At 64.5% G+C, this 20202-nt stretch carries 21 protein-coding genes; 6 read left to right on the forward strand and 15 right to left on the reverse strand.

Going from position 1 to position 20202, the window contains the following annotated elements:
- Positions 1-5: 5 nt before the first annotated feature.
- The 4 genes from QRN67_RS29870 to QRN67_RS29885 all read left to right on the forward strand — a co-directional run bounded on the left by QRN67_RS29870 (position 6) and on the right by QRN67_RS29885 (position 3885).
- On the forward strand, positions 6-785 hold the full coding sequence (locus tag QRN67_RS29870; RefSeq protein ID WP_285414773.1) for an SDR family NAD(P)-dependent oxidoreductase: 780 nt from the start codon (positions 6-8) through the stop codon (positions 783-785).
- A 20-nt stretch (positions 786-805) separates the two neighbouring features.
- Positions 806-1996 carry a CaiB/BaiF CoA transferase family protein gene (locus QRN67_RS29875; protein ID WP_285414774.1) on the forward strand — a complete coding sequence of 397 codons (1191 nt, stop codon included), beginning with the start codon at positions 806-808 and terminating at the stop codon, positions 1994-1996.
- Positions 1997-2005: 9 nt separating this feature from the next.
- The gene (locus tag QRN67_RS29880) at positions 2006-2782 is read left to right on the forward strand and encodes an enoyl-CoA hydratase/isomerase family protein (protein ID WP_081270303.1); all 777 of its coding nucleotides are present in this window, start codon (positions 2006-2008) and stop codon (positions 2780-2782) included.
- Between the two features lie 119 nt (positions 2783-2901).
- Positions 2902-3885 (forward strand): Bug family tripartite tricarboxylate transporter substrate binding protein, encoded by a 984-nt coding sequence (locus QRN67_RS29885; RefSeq protein ID WP_285414775.1) that lies wholly within the window; start codon positions 2902-2904, stop codon positions 3883-3885.
- 113 nt (positions 3886-3998) lie between these two features.
- Here the strand turns inward: QRN67_RS29885 and QRN67_RS29890 are convergent, their stop codons facing one another.
- On the reverse strand, positions 3999-4895 hold the full coding sequence (locus tag QRN67_RS29890; RefSeq protein WP_285414776.1) for an oxidoreductase: 897 nt from the start codon (positions 4893-4895) through the stop codon (positions 3999-4001).
- An 86-nt stretch (positions 4896-4981) separates the two neighbouring features.
- Here QRN67_RS29890 and QRN67_RS29895 point away from each other — a divergent pair, with 86 nt between their 5' ends.
- On the forward strand, positions 4982-5860 hold the full coding sequence (locus tag QRN67_RS29895; protein WP_081270300.1) for a MurR/RpiR family transcriptional regulator: 879 nt from the start codon (positions 4982-4984) through the stop codon (positions 5858-5860).
- Positions 5860-6720 (forward strand): EamA family transporter, encoded by an 861-nt coding sequence (locus QRN67_RS29900; RefSeq protein ID WP_285414777.1) that lies wholly within the window; start codon positions 5860-5862, stop codon positions 6718-6720. Before QRN67_RS29895 ends, QRN67_RS29900 begins: the two co-directional genes overlap by 1 nt.
- A 138-nt stretch (positions 6721-6858) precedes the next feature.
- Here QRN67_RS29900 and QRN67_RS29905 read toward each other — a convergent pair whose 3' ends face one another.
- From QRN67_RS29905 to QRN67_RS29970, 14 genes are all read right to left on the reverse strand, one after another.
- Positions 6859-7731, reverse strand: a complete 873-nt coding sequence (locus QRN67_RS29905) for a LysR substrate-binding domain-containing protein (RefSeq protein WP_285414778.1) — start codon at positions 7729-7731, stop codon at positions 6859-6861.
- 27 nt (positions 7732-7758) lie between these two features.
- Positions 7759-9000, reverse strand: a complete 1242-nt coding sequence (locus tag QRN67_RS29910) for an MFS transporter (protein ID WP_081270297.1) — start codon at positions 8998-9000, stop codon at positions 7759-7761.
- 225 nt (positions 9001-9225) lie between these two features.
- The gene (locus tag QRN67_RS29915) at positions 9226-9948 is read right to left on the reverse strand and encodes an ABC transporter ATP-binding protein (protein WP_081270296.1); all 723 of its coding nucleotides are present in this window, start codon (positions 9946-9948) and stop codon (positions 9226-9228) included.
- Complete coding sequence (locus QRN67_RS29920; protein ID WP_081270295.1) at positions 9929-10693, reverse strand: ABC transporter ATP-binding protein; 765 nt, start codon at positions 10691-10693, stop codon at positions 9929-9931. Before QRN67_RS29920 ends, QRN67_RS29915 begins: the two co-directional genes overlap by 20 nt.
- Positions 10690-11703, reverse strand: a complete 1014-nt coding sequence (locus QRN67_RS29925) for a branched-chain amino acid ABC transporter permease (RefSeq protein WP_081270294.1) — start codon at positions 11701-11703, stop codon at positions 10690-10692. Before QRN67_RS29925 ends, QRN67_RS29920 begins: the two co-directional genes overlap by 4 nt.
- A complete protein-coding gene (locus tag QRN67_RS29930) occupies positions 11700-12569 on the reverse strand; it encodes a branched-chain amino acid ABC transporter permease (protein WP_081270293.1) in 870 nt (289 codons plus the stop codon). The genes QRN67_RS29925 and QRN67_RS29930 overlap by 4 nt, the downstream gene beginning before the upstream one ends.
- 15 nt (positions 12570-12584) lie before the next feature.
- Complete coding sequence (locus QRN67_RS29935; protein WP_081270292.1) at positions 12585-13763, reverse strand: ABC transporter substrate-binding protein; 1179 nt, start codon at positions 13761-13763, stop codon at positions 12585-12587.
- An 81-nt stretch (positions 13764-13844) separates the two neighbouring features.
- Positions 13845-14486 (reverse strand): isochorismatase family protein, encoded by a 642-nt coding sequence (locus QRN67_RS29940; protein ID WP_285414779.1) that lies wholly within the window; start codon positions 14484-14486, stop codon positions 13845-13847.
- Entirely contained in the window at positions 14483-15526 is a 1044-nt protein-coding gene (locus QRN67_RS29945; RefSeq protein ID WP_081270290.1) for a 2,5-dihydroxypyridine 5,6-dioxygenase NicX family protein, read from the reverse strand. Before QRN67_RS29945 ends, QRN67_RS29940 begins: the two co-directional genes overlap by 4 nt.
- 22 nt (positions 15527-15548) lie before the next feature.
- Positions 15549-16544 carry an amidohydrolase family protein gene (locus tag QRN67_RS29950; RefSeq protein WP_081270289.1) on the reverse strand — a complete coding sequence of 332 codons (996 nt, stop codon included), beginning with the start codon at positions 16542-16544 and terminating at the stop codon, positions 15549-15551.
- A gap of 17 nt (positions 16545-16561) precedes the next feature.
- Positions 16562-17077 (reverse strand): aromatic-ring-hydroxylating dioxygenase subunit beta, encoded by a 516-nt coding sequence (locus tag QRN67_RS29955; RefSeq protein WP_081270288.1) that lies wholly within the window; start codon positions 17075-17077, stop codon positions 16562-16564.
- Entirely contained in the window at positions 17074-18384 is a 1311-nt protein-coding gene (locus QRN67_RS29960) for an aromatic ring-hydroxylating oxygenase subunit alpha (RefSeq protein ID WP_081270287.1), read from the reverse strand. Before QRN67_RS29960 ends, QRN67_RS29955 begins: the two co-directional genes overlap by 4 nt.
- A gap of 29 nt (positions 18385-18413) precedes the next feature.
- Positions 18414-19667 carry an NAD(P)/FAD-dependent oxidoreductase gene (locus tag QRN67_RS29965; RefSeq protein WP_285414780.1) on the reverse strand — a complete coding sequence of 418 codons (1254 nt, stop codon included), beginning with the start codon at positions 19665-19667 and terminating at the stop codon, positions 18414-18416.
- Positions 19664-19981, reverse strand: coding sequence for a non-heme iron oxygenase ferredoxin subunit (locus tag QRN67_RS29970; protein ID WP_081270285.1), 318 nt, complete (start codon positions 19979-19981; stop codon positions 19664-19666). The genes QRN67_RS29965 and QRN67_RS29970 overlap by 4 nt, the downstream gene beginning before the upstream one ends.
- Positions 19982-20202 lie beyond the last annotated feature (221 nt).

Consider the following 20202-nt stretch of genomic DNA (forward strand, 5'->3'; position numbering starts at 1 on the left):
TCGACATGAACCAGACAAACTCAATCACGCCTGCCTCTTTGCAGGGCCTCGTTGCCGTCGTGACCGGAGGGGCGAAGGGCATCGGCCTTGGCATCGCCCGCGAGCTTGCGCAGGGCGGCTGTCGCATCGCGCTGTGGGACTTCGACGACGAAGCCCTGCAAGCGGCCAAGAGCAGCCTTGCGAGCGAGGGTGCCGATGTGCAGACCTTCAAGGTCGACGTGAGCTCCGTGGAACAGGTGGAGTCGACCGTGGCCCAACTGCTCGCATCCCATCAGCGCATCGACATCCTTGTCAACAATGCCGGCATCGGTGGAGACAAGCTCGTTTCCAAGATGGACTTGGCCTTCTGGAGCCGCGTGATCGAGGTCAACCTCCACTCGCAATTCATCTGCTCGAAGGCCGTCCTGGCGCAGATGGCGGAGAACCGGTTCGGACGCATCATCAATATCGGCTCGCGTGCCTGGCTGGGCAATCGCGGCCAGGCGGCTTATTCCGCTTCCAAAGGCGCCGTGGTAAGCCTGACCCGCTCGCTGGCACTCGAATATGCGCGCAAGGGTGTCACCGTGAATGCCATTGCGCCGGGCATCGTCGAAACGCCGCTGTTCGAGACTCTCACCGAGGAAGTGCGGCAGAGTCTCCACAAGACCGTGCCGATGGAGCGCATCGGTCAGCCTGAAGACATCGCTCGCGCTGTCCGGTTTTTCGCGGAGCCCGGTTCCAGCTACGTCACCGGCCAGCTTCTCTATGTCTGCGGCGGCCGCAGCTTGAGCAGCCCGTCTGTTTGATCAAGATGGGTGCCTGAAAAATGCTCGCTAATTCTCTCGAGGGCCTGAGGGTCATCGACTTCACCCAGGTCATGGCGGGCCCGAGCTGCACCCAGTACCTGGCCGACCTGGGCGCCGACGTGGTGAAGGTCGAGGCACCCTCGGGCGATCTCTCGCGCGCACTCTCGCCCTGGGTCCATGGCGAAGGCGTGGCCTTTCTCGCGCTCAATCGGAACAAGCGCAGCATCGTTCTGGATCTCAAGCAGTCGGCGCACCGGCTGGTAGCGTCGCGTCTAGTCGCCGAAGCCGATGTCGTGGTCGAGAGCTTTCGCCCGGGTGTTATGACCCGGTTCGGGCTGGACTACGCCGAGGTATCTGCCGAGAACCCGCGGTTGATCTACTGTTCCGTCTCCGCGTACGGTCAGCAGGGGACCGCGAGGGACCTGCCCGGTGTGGACGGCGTGCTTCAAGCCGTGAGCGGCCTCATGAGCGTCACCGGCGCGCCTGGCGGGCAGCCGTGCAAGGTGCCGGTGCCCGTCGTCGATCTTGTCACGGGTTCGTTCGCGACCATCTCGATCCTGGCCGCGCTCGCGCTGCGCCAACGCACGGGGTCGGGCCAGCACGTGGAGGCAAGCATGTTTGCCAGTGCTATCGCACTGCAGCATGTGAGTTTCGCGTCCTATTTCGCCGACGGCCATGTGCCCGGCCCGCAGGGAAACGCAGCGCCTTACTCGACGCCCAACGAGGCCTTGCGTTGCGCCGACGGGTGGATCATGGTGGCGGCCTATCACCCCGCACGATGGCTGGCGCTGTGCACGGCCATCGGTGCACCTGAGCTCGCATCGGACCCTCGCTTCGCCGAGAACAAGAATCGGCTGCAGCACCGCGAGGCGCTGCTGCGCCTGCTCGAAGCACGCATGCTCGCGCACCCGCGTGCCTTCTGGCTCGAGCGGTTCGCGGCCGTGGACATCATCTGCGGGCCGATCAACGACTATGCCGAGGTCGCGCAGTCCGCACCCTTCGTCGAAGCGGCGCTCACCGAGAACCTGCTGCACCCGGTCGCAGGTGCGTTGACGCTGCCGCGTAGCGTCATCGGTGCAGTGGGTGAGCGGCCTAGAGCGCGACGGGCCGCTCCGACGCTTGGACAGCATACGCGCGAGGTGCTAGACGAGCTGGGCATGCCACCAGAAGACATCGAGGCGATCATCGCCGCTGACCCTCCTTTGAACTGAGACAAAACCATGCCCATCGTCAAGACAGTCCAGGATGGCGTGGCCATCATCACCCTGAACCGGCCCGAAGCCATGAATTCCATCGACCCGGAATCCAACGAGCAGCTGCTCGCGATCTGGGACCAGGTCTCGAGCGACGAAGAAGTCCGCGTAGTCGTCCTGACCGGTGCGGGCGAGCGTGCGTTTTGCACAGGTGCAGACCTCAAGAAAACGATGCCGCCTGCCGACAGCGCAGCCCGGCAGGTCTTTCGCGCCGGCACCCGACATTCCAATTTCGGCACGCTGCAGACCGACAAGCCTGTCATCGCCGCGATCAACGGCTATGCCCTCGGCGGTGGCCTGGAACTGGCGTTGCTTGCGGACATCCGCATCTGTTCCGACAACGCGCAGTTCGGCTTGCCGGAAGTGCGCGTCGGCAGCATCCCAGGCGCCGGGGGCACGCAACGCCTGATCCGCGCGGTAGGCCAGTCGGATGCGATGTGGATGCTGCTCACGGGCGAACGCATTGATGCCAACGAAGCGTTGCGGATCGGCCTGGTCAGCAAGGTGGTTCCCCTTGCCGCGCTGCAGGAAACGGCGATCAACCTGGCGCGAGCAATGGCAGCCAATGCGCCGTTGGCGATGACCGCCGCCAAGCGTCTGGCGATGACCGGACGGGAGCTGCCGCTTGCCGGTGGACTGGAACTGGAGCGACAGGCGTTTGGCGTGCTCAGGGACAGCGAGGACCGACTGGAAGGGCGCCGTGCGTTCGCCGACAAGCGTGCGCCGGTCTTCCGGGGTCGCTGACTTAACTCGCACAAAGGGCGCAGGCGTCGTGTGTTGCTGAGCGCTCGAGTCCCTCGAGTGGCCTCGTGCCGACGTCGCGACAACCGACGTGACCCTGCCGAATTTCCCTGGAGCAGCTCTTGAACAAACCAAGTACCGCCTGGCGCTACAGCCTCGCACTCATCGTTGCCGCGGCTTTCGGCGCGCCGTCTGCCATCGCGCAGTCGGCCAGCCAACCGCCCGCCAGGATTCTGGTGGGCTTCTCGCCTGGCGGGACACTCGATGTCGTCACACGGGCGCTTGCGGATCAGCTGCATGAGCCGCTCAACCGCACCGTCGTGGTGGAGAACAAGCCCGGCGCCGGCGGAAAGATCGCGATCGATGCGCTGCGTGCCGCCCCTGCCGACGGAAGCGTGGCCATGCTGTGCCCCGACTTCCTGCAATCGATCTATCAGTTCGTCTTCAAGAAGCTCAACTACGCCGCGAAACGGGATATCCTGCCGGCGTCGACGGTGGTCGAGTTTGCGATGGCGCTGGCTGTCCCGGCGTCCTCGCCCGTCAAGACCTTTGCCGAATATGCCCAATGGGTGCGCACTCATCCTGAGCATGCCAACTTCGGCCATGCCGCATCGGGAGGCCCGACCCATTTCTTGGGTTTGCAGATCGCCAAAGTCATCGGGACCCCCCTACAGGACGTGCCGTTTCAGGGCGCTGCGCCGATGATCGTGAACCTCGTAGGCGCCAATGTCGCAGCGGGAAGTTCAACTGTCGGGGACTTCGCACAGCACCACAACGCCGGCAAGCTTCGCGTGCTGGCGGTGACCTCTGCGCAACGCTCTGCGCTTCTACCTGATGTTCCTACGTTCGGCGAGCTGGGCCGAAAGGAGCTCACCTCAGTTGGCGTATTGGCCATATGCCTGCCTCTTCGAACGCCTGCCGCCGTTGTCTCCGAATGGAGCACTGCGATCCGAAAAGCCGTTGCAACCGAGCAGTTCGCCCGCAAGATCCGCACGCTCGGCTTTGTGGAGACGGGAAGCTCGCCGGCTGAGGCCCGAGCCAGGTTCAGCGAAATGCAGGCCTTCTGGGAACCCGTGGTCAAAGCATCGGGGTTCAAAGCAGACTAGCCCGTGGGCCGTGGCGGCTCGTGATCGCACACTGGCTGTGCAGCGACCCGACCGAGCGTTGCGGCGTCGGCGCCAAAGAGGAAGAGGCGCGCCCGTGCGCTCGTTGGCCGGGATCAGCCAGGGCCGTCGCTCGCGGCTGCGAGGAGCGGCACCAGGACATCGCTGATCGGCGTCGGGATGCCACGAGCGCGGCCGCGACGCGCGATGACATCGTTGCGCACATCCCATTCCAGCGGCCGGCCGGCCTCGCGATCCGTGAGGATGGAGGTGCCCATGTCTGCGGGAGATGCCTGGAACTTGTCGAGGATTTCCCGCGGCACCTCGTCACCGAGTTGCGCGCCTTCGGCGCGGGCCACGGCCAGGCATTCCCGGAGATAGGCGAGGGCCAGCTCGGCGATGTCGGAGCGGCCGAACATGCCGGAGCGCCGGTGCGTGAGCGCCATGAGTCCGGCCACCGCGTTCTGCAGCAGCTTGCGCCAAGCCAGCGCGTGGAAGCTCGCCGACACTTCGACGCGGCACCGGGTGTCTTGCAGCATCTCGGCCACCACGCGGGCGTCCGACGTGTCCGGCAGGCTGAGGCGCATCTCCCCACGCAGACGCACCGAGCCATCGGGTTGCGCCTGTGCAGGGAACCACACGACCGCGGGAACGATTTTCCCGTGCGAGGCCTGGCGGGCGACGCGCTCCACTTGCTCCACGCCGTTTTGCAGTACGCACACCACCGTGTCCTGGCCGCACAACGCGGCGAGCCATGCGCCGGCGGCCTCGATCTGTGTCGTCTTGACCGCGAGAAGCACGAGGTCGACGGTGTGCCCGATCTGTGCGGGATCTACCCGGACCGGGCCGGGGACCGTCACGAGGCGATCGCCATCTTCCAACGTCAGGCGCTCGCGGAGTGTGCGGCCGCATAGCAACGGCGTGCGACCGACTTCGTGCAGGGCCACCGCGACGGCGGTGCCGATGGCCCCCGGACCCACAACGGCGATGGATGAATCGCTCGGTGCACTCATAAGACAGGCTCCTTTGAATTGCGTGTTCGGTGCCGTGCTTAGCAGGCTTGCACGGTCCGCGGTTGCTATGTAACATATTACTTAAGATGAATGATAATGGTAATGGAGTTTCAAGAGAAGCGCGATTGGTGCAGTGGATCGGAAGCATCCAGGCGCGCAGTGGCGACCTGGCCGCAAGCGAGGCCAAGGTGGTCGAGCTGCTGCTTGCTGATCCCTTGTTTGTCGGGGCGAGCACGACCGCCCAGGTGGCCGCCCGCGCCGGGGTCTCGCCGCCAAGCGTGGTCCGTGCCGCGCGTGCGATCGGGTTCAGCGGGTTCACCGAACTCAAGATCGAAATCGCTCGTGCACGCGGCACCGCGCAATTCTTCGCGCCCCCTGAGGTACTCGCGGTCGGTGCGACAACGGCCGCGGTGCTCGAGGCCTCGATCCGCGCAGGTGCCGACGCGCTGACCGCGCTCGGCGGTGCCATTGAACTGGCCGCGCTCGACCAAGCGGTGAGCACCATCCAGCGCGCGCGCCAGGTGATCGCATTCGGCGCCGGCCCGTCTGCGACGGTCGCCGCCGATGCGGTGTTCCGTTTGCGCGCGGTCGGCGTGACGACCATCGGTATCCAGGATCACCTGTCGGCGATGATCGCCACGCGCCTCCTCGGCCCCGGTGACGCCGTCATCGCCGTCAGTTCGACCGGACGCACGTCGACGACGCTGGCCATCGCCGACGCGGCGTCTTCTGCCGGCGCCTCGCTGATCGCCGTCACCAACCAATATGGCACGCCCCTGGCGACTCTCGCGGACGTCGCGCTGGTTGTCGGCGGCGCACCGCTGCCGGCCCAGATGGCTGCGGCTGGAAGTCGGTTGGCGCAGCTCGTGGTGATCGACGCACTGGTCGCGGCCCTCGCGTTGCGCGACCCGCAGCGCGGCCGCCGTGCGGAAAGGGCGGGCATCGACCTGCCCGATATCGGCTGATGCCGCCCGGCACCGTCGCGATGGTCCTCGCGGCAGCGGTCGCCCACGCGGCATGGAACCTGGCATCGAAGTTCAAGCGCGGTGATGCCGTGTTGTTCGTCGGCGCCTATACCTGTGCTTCGGCGCTGCTGTGCGTGCCGATCAGCCTTGCCTTCGGCGCCGGCGAGCAGCAGATGCTGGACTGGCGACTGTGGGCGGGTGCCACTTTCTCCGCCGTGTTGCACACCGCCTACTCGCTCACCTTGCAAGCCGGGTACGACCGCGCCGAGCTGGGCGTGGTCTATCCGGTCGCGCGTGGCACCGGACCGGTACTGACGATGCTCTTCGCGATCCTGCTTCTGGGTGAACGGCTCAGCACCGACGCGATGTTCGGCGCGTCGCTCGTCGTGGCAGGCATTCTCGTGGTCACTGGCAACCCGCTCAGCCGCGCAGGCCGCCGCCCGGTCCAGGGCTTGATCTGGGGGGCTGCGACGGGGGCGACCATCGCTGCGTATACGCTGTGGGACGGCTACTCGGTCATCGAACTGAACCTGGCGCCTGTGAGCTACTACGCCGCCACGCTGCTGGTGCAAAGCCTGATCCTGGCGCCCAGCGTGTTGCACCGACGCCGTCGCGCTCGCGCGGCCCTCCGTGCCGACGCCTTGCCGATCCTCATCGTGGCGGTGTTCTCTCCGCTCGCGTACATCCTGGTTCTCACCGCCATGCTCAAGGCGCCGGTGGCGCTCGTCGCGCCGCTGCGCGAGTCGTCGATCGTCATCGGCTCGCTCGTCGCGTGCATATGGTTCCGCGAGGGGCATCTCGCGCGCCGTCTCGCCGGCGTCGCGGTCGTGATGGCCGGAATCGCGGTCATCAGTCTTTGACGCTGTCTTCGAGGGGGCGCCGCGCGCGGTGGCAAGGTTTCATGGGCGATGACAGGTCGTCCGCCGCGACTGTCAGCCTGCTGAAAAGTGTTGCCGACGCGCAGGGAGGGCAGTGCGGCGCGCTGCCTCGCATCGCTGTTATCGGACGGAACGGATCCAGTTTCTGAAAAGCCTCACGGGGGCCTCTGCCGCTTTCAGCGGATCGCAGACCAAGTAGTAACCAGACTCCGTCCTGGCGACGTGATCCACGGCAACGACGAGCCGCCCGCTGCGCAGGTCCTCGTCGACGTAGGCGCGCTGGGCGATAGCAATCCCCAATCCATCAGCCGCAGCCTGGTAGCACAGCGCAGCATTCGCCATTGTGATTCCATGCAGGCTTGGGGAATCCACAAGTCCAGCCGAACGGAACCATAGTGACCAGGCTTCCGGGCGCATCATCGAGTGCAGCAGGTTGGCTTGCAGCAGGTCTTGAGGCGTAGTCAAATGCCCGGCCAGATTAGGTGCGCAGACGGGAAGAAATTCGTCGTCGAAGAGGTGGTCCAACTCGACATCGGGCCACTCTCCCATGCCATGACGGATCGCGCAATCAGCGCCCTCGAGCCGGATATCGTCGGCCATCGCGATCGTCGAAATCTCGAGATCGATGTCGGGGTATTGCGCGTAGAAACCGCGCAGGCGAGGTACCAACCAACGGATGGCAAGGCTCGGCGTCACTTTCAGGCGCAGCCGCTTGTCCGTCTGGAGATCGCCCACGTCAGCGAGCGCATCGTTCAGGCGGTCGAACGCGTCCGAGACGCGGTGGGCCAGTCGTCTGCCTACCGCGGTGAGCTCGATCTCGCGGCCAGATTTCTGAAACAGCTGCGCGCCCAGCCCGACCTCCAGCTGCTTGACTTGCTGGCTGACCGCACCGGGCGTCACATGAAGCACCTGAGCGGCGCGCGTGATCCCCTTGGCGCGGCACACTGCATCGAACACGCGCAGCGGGCCTAGGAGCGCACGGAGACTGTGCATCGTGACCAAAGTGAAGGCGCAGCGAACTCAGCGCTCGCCCGGACCCGCCGCTGCGGCCGTGCCGCTCGCGTGCCTGGCGGCCGGACGGTCCGTGAGGCAGAGCATCGCGGCCGCGACCAGCAGCCCCGCTGCCAGACAGAGCCACGAGACATAGCTGCCGGAAATGTCAAAGAGCCGTCCCGCGAGAAATGGCCCGATGCCGGCGCCGATGGCCACCGTGGCATAGACGCCCCCGAAGAGGGTGCTGTAGAGGTTCAGTGGGAATTTTCGGCTCACCAGATAGGCTGCGAGATCGAACTCTGCGCCGACCGCGAAGCCTGTCATGAGCAACCCCGGAAGCACCAGCGCCGGTTGGCCGGTTGCCAGAAGCAGCATGCCGGTGGCAGACAGCATGAAGAGCGTCGCTGACAAGCGCGCGGCATCGAACACGTCCAGAAGAAAGCCGGTGACGATCCGACCGACGATGACCGCGACGCCAAGGATGCTGGCGAGACCGGCGGCACGGTTCGGGGAAAGCCCCAGGTCGGTGAGCATCGGAACGACGTGCACGATCGTGCCGAAGATGCCGACCGAGCACAACAGGAAGACCGCGGCAATGCGGAAGAAGTGCGGGTCGGCCAGCGCCTTCAGATTATGTCCGGCTGAGGCACGGCGGCCCTCGTCTGCAGGGGCCGCATCCGCGCTCCGCAGGAAGTAGGCGATCAACGGCAAGAGTACAAGGACGACCGCCGCAAGGCCCAGGTAGGTGGCGCGCCATCCGAAATGGGTGATGGCCGGCGTGACGATCAGGGGAATCAGGATAGCCCCGACGCCCGTTCCGGTGATGGCGATGCCCAGCGCCAGTCCGCGTTGCCGAGAGAACTTGCCTACGAGGATCTTCGTGAAGGACAAGGGCGAGGTCGCGCCACCGAGCAGTGTCAAGACCGTGACCAGCGCCAGAAAACTGGCCAACCCTTGTGTCCAAACGCCCAAAAGCAGGAACGAGGTGGATAGGCCCACAAGGGAGAGCAGGGTGACGCGTCGCGCGCCGTACCGGTCGATCACCTGTCCGATGAACGGCGCCGCGCATCCGAGCAGCACGCTGCTGATCAGCGAGCCCAGGGACGCGGTGCCTCGGGTCCACCCGAACTCGGCGGCGAGCGGCTTCAGAAACAGACCTGAACTGTAGAAGTACAGCGATGAGACGCCGCTGGCCAAGCCAAGGAAGCAACCCAGGACGTAGCGCCAATGCTGCCGCAGTTCTGAAGGTGAACGAGGAGAGGGCGTCATGTGCGGATCCTTATGACGAAGTGAATGTGAACGGTGGAATGGCGCGGTCGTTACGCACGCCGAGAAGAACGTGCAGCAGCCTTGGCCTACACCGCGATCGAACGGAGCCGGTCGATCGGTGGCTTCAGTGCTTGACCGCGCCGAGTCATCAAAGATGCGCATTGCTGCACGAGCGTGGACCTTCCTTTTGGAGCGAATCGCGTTAAGCCACCTGCGAGTTCGTCTTCAGCACTTCTGGATGCCGATGGTGCGGTTGAGCAATGCCTCTTCGCCACTCAGCACCGCCGCAGACCCGGCGTAGGCGGTCAGTCCGCGTTCCAACACGATCACGTTGTTGGAGAACTCGAGAACGACATCCACGTGCTGCTCCACGATGATGCAGCCCACGCCGAGCTGATCACTCATCCGGACGATGGCATCCATCAACTCCTCGCGCACCATCGGCGCCAGGCCTTCGAGCGGTTCGTCGAGCAATAAGATTCGCGGCTGCCCCACGAGTGCGCGTGCCACCGACAGCATTTGCTGCTCGCCGCCCGACAGCTGCGTGCCCCCGTTGCGTCGGCGCTCTTTGAGCCGAGGAAACAGTGCATAGATCGGTGGTAGGGCGACGCTTGCCGAGCGCCCCTGCAAGCCGGACAGCAGGTTCTCCTCGACTGTCAGCGAGGGGAAGATGTCGCGGCTCTGCGGAACGTAGCCGAGGCCGGCGCGCGAGCGTGCATAGGTGCTCGCGTTGCTGATGTCGGCGCCGCCGAAGTGGATGTGTCCCTTCATCAGGTCGGCCAGGCCCATGGCGGTCGCGAGCGTGGTGGTCTTGCCGGCGCCGTTGCGCCCGATCAGGCCGAGTCGCTCGCCTTCGCGCACGCTGAAGCTGAGATGCTCGAGCACCGGCAGGCCGCCATAGCCTGCGGTGACGTCGTCGAACCGGAGTTCAGTGGTGGGCTGGGGCATGACCGTCTCGTCCGAAATAGATTTGCTTGACTTGCTCGTTGGCAGCGACTTCCTGTGGCGTTCCTTCGACCATCACCGCACCGGCGACCAGCACGATGATGTGCGACGCGAACCGGAACACCAGGTCCATGTCGTGCTCGATCAGCAGTACCGACAGATCCTTTGGCAGGCGCGCAATGGCTTCCATGATGCGGCCGCCTTCGCCCTGCGGCACGCCTGCGCCCGGTTCATCGAGCAGCAGCACCTGGGGCCGCATCGCGAGTGCCAGGGCAATTTCCGCGAGCCGTTGTTCTCCCAGTGCCAGTTGTCCCACCACACGGTTCGCATACGGGTGCAGGCCCAGCATGCCGAGCGTCTCGTCCACATCCTGCTGTACGCGCGCGGAACGCGAAGGCGAGGGCCACCACTGCATGGAGGCCCGATGCCGCTGCAGCACCGCGACCTTGACGTTGTCCGCCACGGTCAGTTCCTTGAACAGGCGGCTGATCTGGAACGTGCGGACGATGCCATTGCGCACGCGAGCGTACTGCGGCAACTGGACGATCGAGCGCCCGTCCAACTGGATGTCGCCCGACTGCGGGCGCAGGGCGCCGCTCAGCAGGTTGACCAGCGTCGTCTTGCCGGCGCCGTTGGGGCCGATCAATGCCGTGCGCGCGCCGTGGGGAAGCGACAGCGAGACGTTCTGCGTGACCGCGAGGCCGCCAAAGGAGTGACTCAGGTTGTGCGTCTGGAGCCGGTGAGTCATCGTGCCACCCCGCTACGGCGAGGCTGCCGGGCGTACGCCACGGCGCGGTCGAACAGCCCGATCAGCCCCTCGGGCAACACGATGAGGACGACGATCAGCATCGACCCGATGATGAACAGCCAGTGGTAGGGGTTCAGGGTCGATGCGATGTGATGAATGGTCATGTAGGCGACGGTGCCGAGCACGGCGCCCGACAGGCGGCGTGTTCCGCCCAGAACGATCATGACGACGACGCCTGCCGACGTCGAGAAGTCAAGCATGAAGAGATTGGCGACCTTGCTGGTCTGTGCCGTCAATGCGCCCGCCAGCCCCGCCACAATGCCGCCGACGGTGTAGACCGCCAGCAGGTGCAGGTAGACGCGGCCCCCCAGCGCCTGAACCCGTCCAGGGTCCTGGCGGATGGCCTTGGCCGTCAGGCCGAAAGGCGACTCCACGAGGTTCCTCAGCAGGAAGTACACGAGCACGAGTGCACCCAGGGCATAGAAGTAGCCCGTGTAGCTCAGGAAGCTGAACTCCCAGATGCCGAACAGCGGCGCGATGTTGAAACCGGCAAGGCCGTCGTCGCCGCCTGTGAGCCACCTCGCCCAGTTGGCCAGTTCGAGCAGCAGTTGGGCGACCGCGATGGTCAGCATGACCAGCGTGAGTTTGGTCGACCGCAGCATCACTGCGCCGCTTAGCACCGCGATCACTCCGCCGCCGAGCCCGCCGAGCAGCAAGCCGGCGATCGGGTCTGCCGTCAGGTACAGCGCCGTCCAGCCCGCGACGTAGGCGCCACTGCCGTACAGCGCGGCCTGGCCCAGGGTCGCAATGCCGGCCTGCCCCAGTACGAGACTCAGAGACAGCGCGAAGATCGACATGGTCGCCATGTTGGTCAGCAAGCCGAGGTCATGCGGAAACAGCACGAAGGCCAGCAGCCCCACCAGCAGCAGCACGAGTTCTCCGCGCAGCTGCATCCATGGGCGGGCGCGAGACGGTGCGGGCACTGCCCGCGGCGCAGTGACCGTGTTCATGCGTGCCTCCCGAACAGCCCTTGCGGCCGAACCAATAGGACGATGATCATCGTGAGGAAAAACGCAGCCGATGCGAGCTGCGGGACCATGTATTTCATCGAAGTTTCCACAATGCCGAGCAGCAACGCTGCGAAGAATGAGCCGAAGAGATTTCCGTTGCCCCCGACGGCGACGACGGCCAGCAGGATCACCAGGTACTTGGACGCGTATGTCGACTCCATGGGCAGAAGTTCTGCACCAGCGATGCCGCCCAGTGCCGCAAGCGCTGCGCCCATCACGAAGGTGGCTGCGTAGATCTTCGTGGTGTCGATGCCGATCGCGCGTGCGATGGGCGCGTTGTCGACAGCGGCGCGCACCCGGATGCCGAAGGAAGATCTGTCCACCGTCAGCCAGAGCACGCAGACGACGACGAGCCCGCAGCCCACGACGATGAGCCGATGCCGCGGAATGGAGCGGAAGCCCAGATCGACCGTGCCGTTGAAAAGCTCGGGCAGCGCCACGGATGTCACGGTGGAGCCGAACATCAGGTTCACCGCAGCCGTCGCCAGGAACATCAGCCCGATCGTCACCAGCATCTGGTCGAGATCGTCACGTCCATAGAAGCGCCGCAGCAGGATGCGCTCGAACAGCAGCGCAACAAGCCCGACCAGGGCGATGGCCAGCAGGAATCCCAGCCAGGCCGGCACCCCCAGGCGTTGCGGAATGGTGGCTGCAAAGAAGCCGCCGAGCATCGCGAAGGCGCCATGCGCCAGGTTCACCACCCGCATGAGGCCCATCGTCATCGACAGGCCCACTGTGATCATGAAAAGGATCATCGCGTAGGCGATCCCGTCGATCAGAATGCTGCTCAGGAGCGAGAGAGACATGCTGCAGGCTCTGCGTTACTTGGACACGTTCTGGGTGCGGCCGTAATCGGGCTGCATCTCGAACGTGCGGAATTCGCGGTTCACGAAGCGCCCTGACGGGTCTTTCTCGACCACGCGCATGTAGACGTTTTGCACGAACTCGCGGGAAGTCGGGTCGATCTTCACCGGGCCTCGCGGACTCTCCCACGCGTACCCCTTGGCGCTGGCGAGCGCCTTGACCCCATCGCGCTGCCCATCGGTGGCCTGGACCATGCGATAGATCACGTGGAGGCCGTCGTAGGCGTTGGCGAGCTGAACGGTCGGAATAGCCTTAGGTGCAACCTCGCCGAATGCCTTGATGAGGGCGTTGTTCAGCGCCGAGTTGTGCGTGGCCGAATAGAACATGCCGGTCTCGATGCCGAGAAGCTCTGGGCCGATGGCCCGCAGCTGGTCCTCATCGGTCTCGGCGGTGCCGAGAAAGCGCACGCCGGCAGTTCTGAGGCCGGCCTCGTTGTAGGCCTTGACCATCGCATAGGTCGAAGGGCCACCCGGGGCGAAGACGTAGAGGGCATCGGGCTTGAGCGCCTTCACGCGCTGCATCAGCGGACCGAAATCGGTTGTCTTCAACGGCGCGCGGATGGCCTCGAGCAGCTTGCCGCCGCCGCCGATGAAGGCCGTAGTGAAGGATTTCTCGGCGTCCAGGCCAGGACCGAAGTCGCTAACCAGCGTGACGACATTGCGGACGCTTTTCTCGAGAGCGTACTTGGCCACGGGCACCGCCATCTGCGGCAGGGTGTATGAAGTGCGCAGCAGGAAGTCAGACTTGTCGAGCAGCGACGACGTGGATGCGTTGAAGATCACGACCGGTACTTTGGCCTCCTGCGCGAGCGCAGCCACGGCCAGGGTGTCGGGCGTGAAGTAAAGGCCAGCGATGTACTGCGCACCTTCCTTGACGATCAGTTCCTGTGCCAGCGCCTTGGCCTGCGCAGGGTTGATCTCGGGAAGGTCGCGGTAGACGACTTCGATCGTGTGCTTGCCCACGGTCGTGCCGTTGAGCTTCTGATAGGCCTTGGTCGCACCCTCCCAGGTTTGCCCCACGACCGAAAACGGCCCGGACATCGGCGCGATGACGCCCACCTTGATGACGTCGGCACGGGACTGAAAGGAGATCGTCGCGAGGGAAACCGCCAGGGCGGCAACAAATTTGATGGTCATTGTTCTATCCAGGTAGTGGGGCGTGGCCGGTGCAGTGAGCACCGGAGGGTCGAATGAGTTGGCGGAGCTCCGAACGGCGTATCAGACCGGCGCGATGTCTGCTGCCTTGCCGGTCGCTTCGAGGGCGACGTCGCGGGCCATCAAGGTCGCGTATTTCTGATTCATGTCGAACAGGTTGGCGTCGTGGGCCTGCAGCGAACGGTCGCCCACGCAGTCGGTCACGACGAGCGGGCGGAACCCGTGGCACATCGCGTCGACCACGCTGGCGCGCACGCAGCCGCTTGTCGTGCACCCGGCAATCAGTAGCGTGCGTACGCCGCGCAGGGACAACCAGGCGGCCAGCGAAGTCCCAAAGAAGGCCGAGGGGCTGGTCTTGCGCAGCACCAGTTCCCCGGCCTCCGGCTGCAGTTGAGGCACGATCTGGCTTTCCGGCGCATCCTCACGCAAGGCAAGGATGGGGGGCACCTTGAGCGCGAAGATGTTGGCGTCGGCACCATCGTCCTGGTACACCACCCGCGTGTGCACGATCGGCCATTGGCGCTGTCGCGCTTTGTCGAGAAGCCCGCGTGTGCTTTCGATCGCGTCGGCGATGTTGCCGCCACCGAAGGCGAGCGGATCGGCGAAACCATTGACGAAGTCGATGATTAGCAGGCCGTAGGGCGCCAGCGGCGCGACGGCATTGCCGAATCCTTGCTTCTGGTAGATAGCCTGATCGAAGCTCATTGGAAGGCCTCGTCGATCACCTTGCCGTCGCGGACCACGACGGTGCCGTCCAGCGCCACCGTGCAATTGCGCAGCGGAATGTCGAGGTGGCAAGGCGTGGTGCGGGAGCCACCAGCCTCGTTGTTCGGGCCCAGGGAAAACAGGAAGTTACCTTCGAACGCGCGCGCATCTTGACCAGTTGTCGCCTCGCGGTCCATCAGCGACAACGTGTGCCAGTAGCAACGGGGCTGCATTCCCCAGCCGATGTGCGCGATAGCGTAGGCTTCGGGATCCTTGTAGGCCTCCATAAACTCGCGCAGCATGGCGGCATCGACATCACCTTCAATGCTGCGCACGAAACCGTCGCGCAAGTTCAATGTGATCTTGTCCGAGACGTAGTTCCTCTGTGGCAGTAGGATGTCGCCGCGATCGATCACGATGGTTCCGTCGCTGCCGCCTTCGTTGGCGAAAGTGAAGAGGAAGCCGCTCGGCCAGTGGTCCCAGCGCCCGGGTTCCTCGCAGAAACCGTACTCCGTGATGACGGGAAATTCGCCGAGCTGGAACGTCACATCCGTTCCAGCCGCCGACGTCACGTGCATCTTTTTAGCCTTTTTGAGAAGCTTCGATGCATCCAAGACGCGCTTGCGATCGTCCTCAGTAGGAATCGCTCGCACCAGTACCTCGGGCGGCTCCGCGACCAAAAGAATCTTTGTTCCGGACTCTAGAATTTCCAGTTGCTCTGGAGAGAACAGGAGAACCATCAAGTCAAGGACGAGATCGCTATTTTTCATTGCAGCGAGTGCGACTGGATTGTTCGTGAGCGGTGTTTCACCCAGATAGTTCATCCGGTCGCGGCTGGTTGCTTTCTCCGCGTTGATGGGTTGCAGCTCGATCCGGGTCACGATCGCGCCCGCGGCCTGCGCGGCGATCGTCGCCGTCTGGAGTGTCTGCGGGTGTGTGTGGGGGCCGCACAGAATGGAGACGGTCTGGCCGCGCTCCACTTTGCTGAGCTTCAGGACTTCGTCCCACGCCCTGATCATCTGATAGTCGCTGACTGCCATCTTTTTTCCTTTCGAGTGAGTGTCAGAACTGAAGCAGCGCCAGGTCTTCCGGGCTGCCCAGCTTGAAGAGCCGGCGCGCATTGCCATGGCACACCTGTGCCCGCGTCTTGTCGTCCAGCGGGGCGGCTTCGATGAAGTCGCAGGCCTCGGCGGTCGACTCGTAGGGGTAGTCCACCGAGAAGAGCACGGCCTGTGCCCCGAGCTCGCCAATGGCGCCCAGCAACGCCGGTGCGGAGCACACGCCCGACGTGGTGATCAGGATGTTGCTGCCGATGTACTCGCTGGGCTTGCGCGCCAGCGTGATGCCCGATGGATACGCGGCGAAGCGGCTGTCGATGCGCCAGCGCTGGTACGGCAGGGCCTCGCCCATGTGGCCCAACACCAGGGTCAAGCGCGGGAAGCGGTCGAACACCCCGCCGAACAGCAGGCGCAACGCATGGCCCGCTGTCTCGACGCCCCATCCCCAGGCTGCGCCCTGGAGCACCGGCATGCCTTCGAGCAGAGCCGGTGCTTGGCTGAACGCGTTGGGATGCAAGTAGATGGGTACGCCTAGCGCCTCTGCGCGCTCCCAGAACACATCGAATGCGGCACCTTCGTAATATCGGCCGAGGGTGTGGCCGTTGATCATCGCGCCCTTGAAACCGTGTTCGACCACGGTGCGCTCCAGCTCCTTGGCCGCGGCGGCCGGATCCTGCATGGCCACGTGGGCGAAGGCACCGAAGCGCTGCGGATGGCGCGAGACACGCTCGACGAGGAACTCGTTGTTCTCGCGCGCCCGGCGGATGGCGGTGTCGCGATCCACCTCGGCCTGTACGCCGGGCATGGTCTGCGATAGCACGACGTACTCGATGTTGCCTGCGTCCATTTCCGAGAGGCGCTGGTCGTCGAAGTCGGTCAGCCGAGCGTCGAGCTTGGCGACGAATGCGGCGGGAAGCGCCCGCGTGTAGGGGGAGGAGTACGCGTCGAACCCTGGGGCCGAGAAGTGTTCTTCCAGTGCGATTTTGGGAGTTTGATTCATAGTCTTCCTGGGTGGCCTCAGACCGGGTACGCCAAGGCGGTGTCGAGAATTTCGGTGTCGTGGATCACTTCACGGCTGGCAAGCAGCAGCCGGTCGCCTTCGCGCACGAAGCGGTCGTGGTAGACCCCGGCCAGATGCACCGTCGATGGGCCCTCCACAAGGGTCTGCATGAGGATGAAGGGCGTCTGGGAACTGATCGTGTTTTCCGTCTCTTCCAGTACGCGGGCAATCCCCAGCACATGCAGCATGTGCCGCGGCGCGAACATCTGCGAGTGCGCGACGGCGAGGGCGCGGTCGATGATCATGTCCAGGCCTTCGCAGTAGATGAGTCCCACGGGCATGTTCAAGAGCGCGTTCTGGCGCGATGTCACGCGGTACGTCGCTTCCTGGCTGAAGAAGTCCGGCCAGCGTTCCACGTCGTTCGCATCCAGGACCGCGCAGTACTCGACGTGAAACGACTCGATCTCGGCGCGCAGTTCAGCCGCGCGTCGCGGCGAGATGGTGGTCTTGGCGTAGGCGAGGCGATCCTTCATGCTGCTTTCTCCGCGACACGGACATCCATCACGTCCCGGTAATACTGGTAGAGGGAGCGGATGCAGGACTCGGAGATGAGATTGCGTGTCGTGCCCTGGTGGCCGGCATCAAGCTTCACGACGTTGTTGTCCGTGGAAGAGTTGCGCAGGCCTTCCTGCACGAACTTCAAAGCCTCGTTGTCCTCGAGGCCCAGGAAGCCGGCCGGGCCCATGAGGTTGCCCTGGCGAAGGCGGTGCCGTGTCATCTCCGGCGTGTCGTCCTCGTACCCGAACATCGTCCACTGCATCACCATGCTGTTCGGGCCGTTCGGAATGATCTGGCGCACGCCCATCGTGTTCATCTGGCGCTGCACGATGAGGTTCGGCCACATGGTCATCATGTTGGCGGACCAGGGCGACTTGAACTCTCGCACGTAGTCGAGGAACCGTTCGTCGCGCAACCGAAGGTTGTCGCTGAAGGAGCGCATTTGCGCCTTGTCGTCGTCGGCGACCGTAGCGTAGATCTCGTCCGGCTTGGCCGACGCCATGAAGCCGTGCCGGCCATGCACCTTGTCCGCAAAGACGATCGACTTGATGCCGGGGACCAGCAGACCGAACACCACGAGAAACGAATGCAGCAGCGTCGCGTGGTACGGATCCTTGAGGTTCTCGTGGTACATCTTCCAGTTACACGGGAGCTCGTTGCGGCAGTAGCCGAGGATCTTTAGCTTCTTGCCCGAGAACGGAACGTCGAACTCCTCGACGATCTCCTTCGTCATGTACTCCTCCAGCGGAGGGGTCTTGTCGGAGTAGGTGGCAAACACCACGCCGTTGCGGGTGGCTACGCGCAGCTGGCGGGTGCCGTGGTCGGCGTTCTTGAAGTCCGCCGGCATGCCGCCCACCTTGTTGATGCCTCGCTTGAACGGGACCCCCTGCAGGTTGCCCTTGAGGTCGTATGACCACTGGTGGTAGGGGCAGACGAACTCCTTCGTGTTGCCCTGGCTGGCGCGACAGAACTCCGCGCCGCGATGGGCACAGCGGTTTTCGAAGACGGAGATCGTGTCGTCCTCCGCGCGCACGATCACGACGGCCGTGGCGCCCACGTAACCACGCTTGTAGTCGCCGGGGTTGGGAATCTCCGCTTCCAGGGCGACAAAGTTCCAGGTGTCCCCCCGAAAGATGCGCTCGATCTCCTGGTCATAGTTCGCCTGGCTGGTGTAGACCCAGTCCGGAATGTTGTTCATGGCGTCTGCGGGCCAGACGCATTGCTCCAAGGGCGGATTCTTCCGGGCATTCGTGATGCCGATGACCGCCTGCGATTGATACATGAAAGCTCCTTAGCTTTGAGAGAGGTGGTTTAAGTGGTGCTCGCGACGTCGGCTTGCATCTGCTTGGCCCATGTCCGAAGGTTGGTAGCGTCCAGTGCGAAGTCGTCCCACTGCACGCGCCGCCCGCGTTCGAAGAGCGGGCGAACGGCCCGCAGATCGGCGCCTGCGTTGATTGCGACGCCGTGCACCGGCACGCAGTCCCGATGGCCGATCCATAGCACTTTGTCGTTGGCCGGGCTACCACGGCGCACGTATTCCAGATCGCTGGCCGGCAGGCCCAGCATCTGGATGTTGTGTTTGCCCTGGTCAGTCCAGAACCACGGCACCGCGGGTGCGGGAAGAGGCAGGCCGAGCATGGCGGCAGCGGCAGTGCGCCCCTGCTCGTTCGCGTTCTGCCAGGATTCGAGGCGCGTCGGCGCCGCCTGTCCGGCACGGCGCTGGCTGGTGCAGTCGCCGCATGCGAACACGTGCGCGTTGCTCGTGCGGCAAGACGCGTCGACCAAAATGCCGCTGCCTGCTGCCGTCTTCAGCCCCGCATCGCGCGCCAGCGCGTCGTTCGGAGACAAGCCGATGGCGATGACCACCTCGTCCACTTCGAGATCACCGGTGCTGGTGCTCAAGCGCAACCGGCCTTGCGGCAATGAATGGACGCCACTGCAGGAAGCGCCGAGCAGGAGCCTGGCGCCCGCTGCGTGCAACTTCGCTTCGAGCCATTCAGACGCCTGCGGCGGCACGAAGCGATCTAGCAGTGATGGCGCGCGTTCGAGCACCGTCACCGAGGCGCCCGCGGACAGCGCCGAGTTTGCGACCTCGAGGCCGAGGAATCCACCGCCAAGAACCGCGACCTGCGGCTTTGCCTGGAGTGCGGTGCGCAGCCGATGCGCGTCGTCCAGCGTGCGGATGTAGTGCACGCCCGCGCGGCCGGCCGGCACGCACGCCAGCGTGGTGGCCTCACCGCCGGTGGCGATCAGGCAGGACTCGTACGCGAGTATCCGCCCGTCCGCAAGACGGACATGCTGCCGCTGGAGATCCAGTGCAACCGCTTCGCTGCCGCTCAGCAGTTCGACGTCGCTGCGTGTCCAGGCGTCGTCGGTGAGCACGTCGAGCCTGGGCGCCTCCGCAGCCACCAGGACGGCCTTCGACAACAGAGGGCGCTCATACGGCCTGTGGCGCTCCCGGCCCACCATCGTGATGCGCCCGCTATAGCCGTGCTCGCGCAGGGCGTGTGCCGCAACGGCCGCCGACTGGCCCGCACCGACGATGACGATGCCGCGCGATGTCATTTGCCAGCGGGCGACAGCACGTAGATGTGATCGCCCTCCCGCTTTACGGTGTGGGTGCGCAGATCCACGGTGGCCGGCGCGCACATCGCCTTGCCCGTGCGAATGTCGAAGCGGGCCTGGTGCAGCGGGCATTCGACACAACCGTCTTCCACGTAGCCCTCCGACAGCAGCGCGGTGGCATGAGTGCACATGCTGTCGGTGGCAAAGAATTCGTCGTCGATCCGGTACAGCGCAACCCCATAGCCAGCGACATCGACGGTCTTCGCTTCATCGTTGCTCAGCTCTTGCGCCGAGGCGACCTTGATCCAATCCATGGGCTTCTATCCTGTCGTTCAGAGAACTGAAATAAATACTCAGTGAACTGTCATATTAGGGCGGTCGAATTCTTTTTTCAAGTGCGGGTTTGTACTTGTTGGAGTTGCACCAGAGTGGATGGAGATGCCTGTATGACAAGGTCGGAAACAGTGCGTATAGGCGCTAAAGTGCACCGAATCGGGGAGATGGATGGATCAGGGTTTTCATCATCAACCACCGT

This window comes from Variovorax sp. efr-133-TYG-130, from assembly GCF_030208835.1.
GTDB lineage: Bacteria > Pseudomonadota > Gammaproteobacteria > Burkholderiales > Burkholderiaceae_C > Variovorax.

What these genes read in the sequence shown, in the direction of transcription:
- QRN67_RS29870 (WP_285414773.1), top strand. Translation starts at nt 6, where the DNA reads ATGAACCAGACAAACTCAATCACGCCTGCCTCTTTGCAGGGCCTCGTT.
- QRN67_RS29875 (WP_285414774.1), top strand. Translation starts at nt 806, where the DNA reads ATGCTCGCTAATTCTCTCGAGGGCCTGAGGGTCATCGACTTCACCCAG.
- QRN67_RS29880 (WP_081270303.1), top strand. Translation starts at nt 2,006, where the DNA reads ATGCCCATCGTCAAGACAGTCCAGGATGGCGTGGCCATCATCACCCTG.
- QRN67_RS29890 (WP_285414776.1), bottom strand. Translation starts at nt 4,895, where the DNA reads ATGAGTGCACCGAGCGATTCATCCATCGCCGTTGTGGGTCCGGGGGCC.
- QRN67_RS29895 (WP_081270300.1), top strand. Translation starts at nt 4,982, where the DNA reads ATGAATGATAATGGTAATGGAGTTTCAAGAGAAGCGCGATTGGTGCAG.
- QRN67_RS29900 (WP_285414777.1), top strand. Translation starts at nt 5,860, where the DNA reads ATGCCGCCCGGCACCGTCGCGATGGTCCTCGCGGCAGCGGTCGCCCAC.
- QRN67_RS29905 (WP_285414778.1), bottom strand. Translation starts at nt 7,731, where the DNA reads ATGCACAGTCTCCGTGCGCTCCTAGGCCCGCTGCGCGTGTTCGATGCA.
- QRN67_RS29910 (WP_081270297.1), bottom strand. Translation starts at nt 9,000, where the DNA reads ATGACGCCCTCTCCTCGTTCACCTTCAGAACTGCGGCAGCATTGGCGC.
- QRN67_RS29915 (WP_081270296.1), bottom strand. Translation starts at nt 9,948, where the DNA reads ATGCCCCAGCCCACCACTGAACTCCGGTTCGACGACGTCACCGCAGGC.
- QRN67_RS29920 (WP_081270295.1), bottom strand. Translation starts at nt 10,693, where the DNA reads ATGACTCACCGGCTCCAGACGCACAACCTGAGTCACTCCTTTGGCGGC.
- QRN67_RS29925 (WP_081270294.1), bottom strand. Translation starts at nt 11,703, where the DNA reads ATGAACACGGTCACTGCGCCGCGGGCAGTGCCCGCACCGTCTCGCGCC.
- QRN67_RS29930 (WP_081270293.1), bottom strand. Translation starts at nt 12,569, where the DNA reads ATGTCTCTCTCGCTCCTGAGCAGCATTCTGATCGACGGGATCGCCTAC.
- QRN67_RS29935 (WP_081270292.1), bottom strand. Translation starts at nt 13,763, where the DNA reads ATGACCATCAAATTTGTTGCCGCCCTGGCGGTTTCCCTCGCGACGATC.
- QRN67_RS29940 (WP_285414779.1), bottom strand. Translation starts at nt 14,486, where the DNA reads ATGAGCTTCGATCAGGCTATCTACCAGAAGCAAGGATTCGGCAATGCC.
- QRN67_RS29945 (WP_081270290.1), bottom strand. Translation starts at nt 15,526, where the DNA reads ATGGCAGTCAGCGACTATCAGATGATCAGGGCGTGGGACGAAGTCCTG.
- QRN67_RS29950 (WP_081270289.1), bottom strand. Translation starts at nt 16,544, where the DNA reads ATGAATCAAACTCCCAAAATCGCACTGGAAGAACACTTCTCGGCCCCA.
- QRN67_RS29955 (WP_081270288.1), bottom strand. Translation starts at nt 17,077, where the DNA reads ATGAAGGATCGCCTCGCCTACGCCAAGACCACCATCTCGCCGCGACGC.
- QRN67_RS29960 (WP_081270287.1), bottom strand. Translation starts at nt 18,384, where the DNA reads ATGTATCAATCGCAGGCGGTCATCGGCATCACGAATGCCCGGAAGAAT.
- QRN67_RS29965 (WP_285414780.1), bottom strand. Translation starts at nt 19,667, where the DNA reads ATGACATCGCGCGGCATCGTCATCGTCGGTGCGGGCCAGTCGGCGGCC.
- QRN67_RS29970 (WP_081270285.1), bottom strand. Translation starts at nt 19,981, where the DNA reads ATGGATTGGATCAAGGTCGCCTCGGCGCAAGAGCTGAGCAACGATGAA.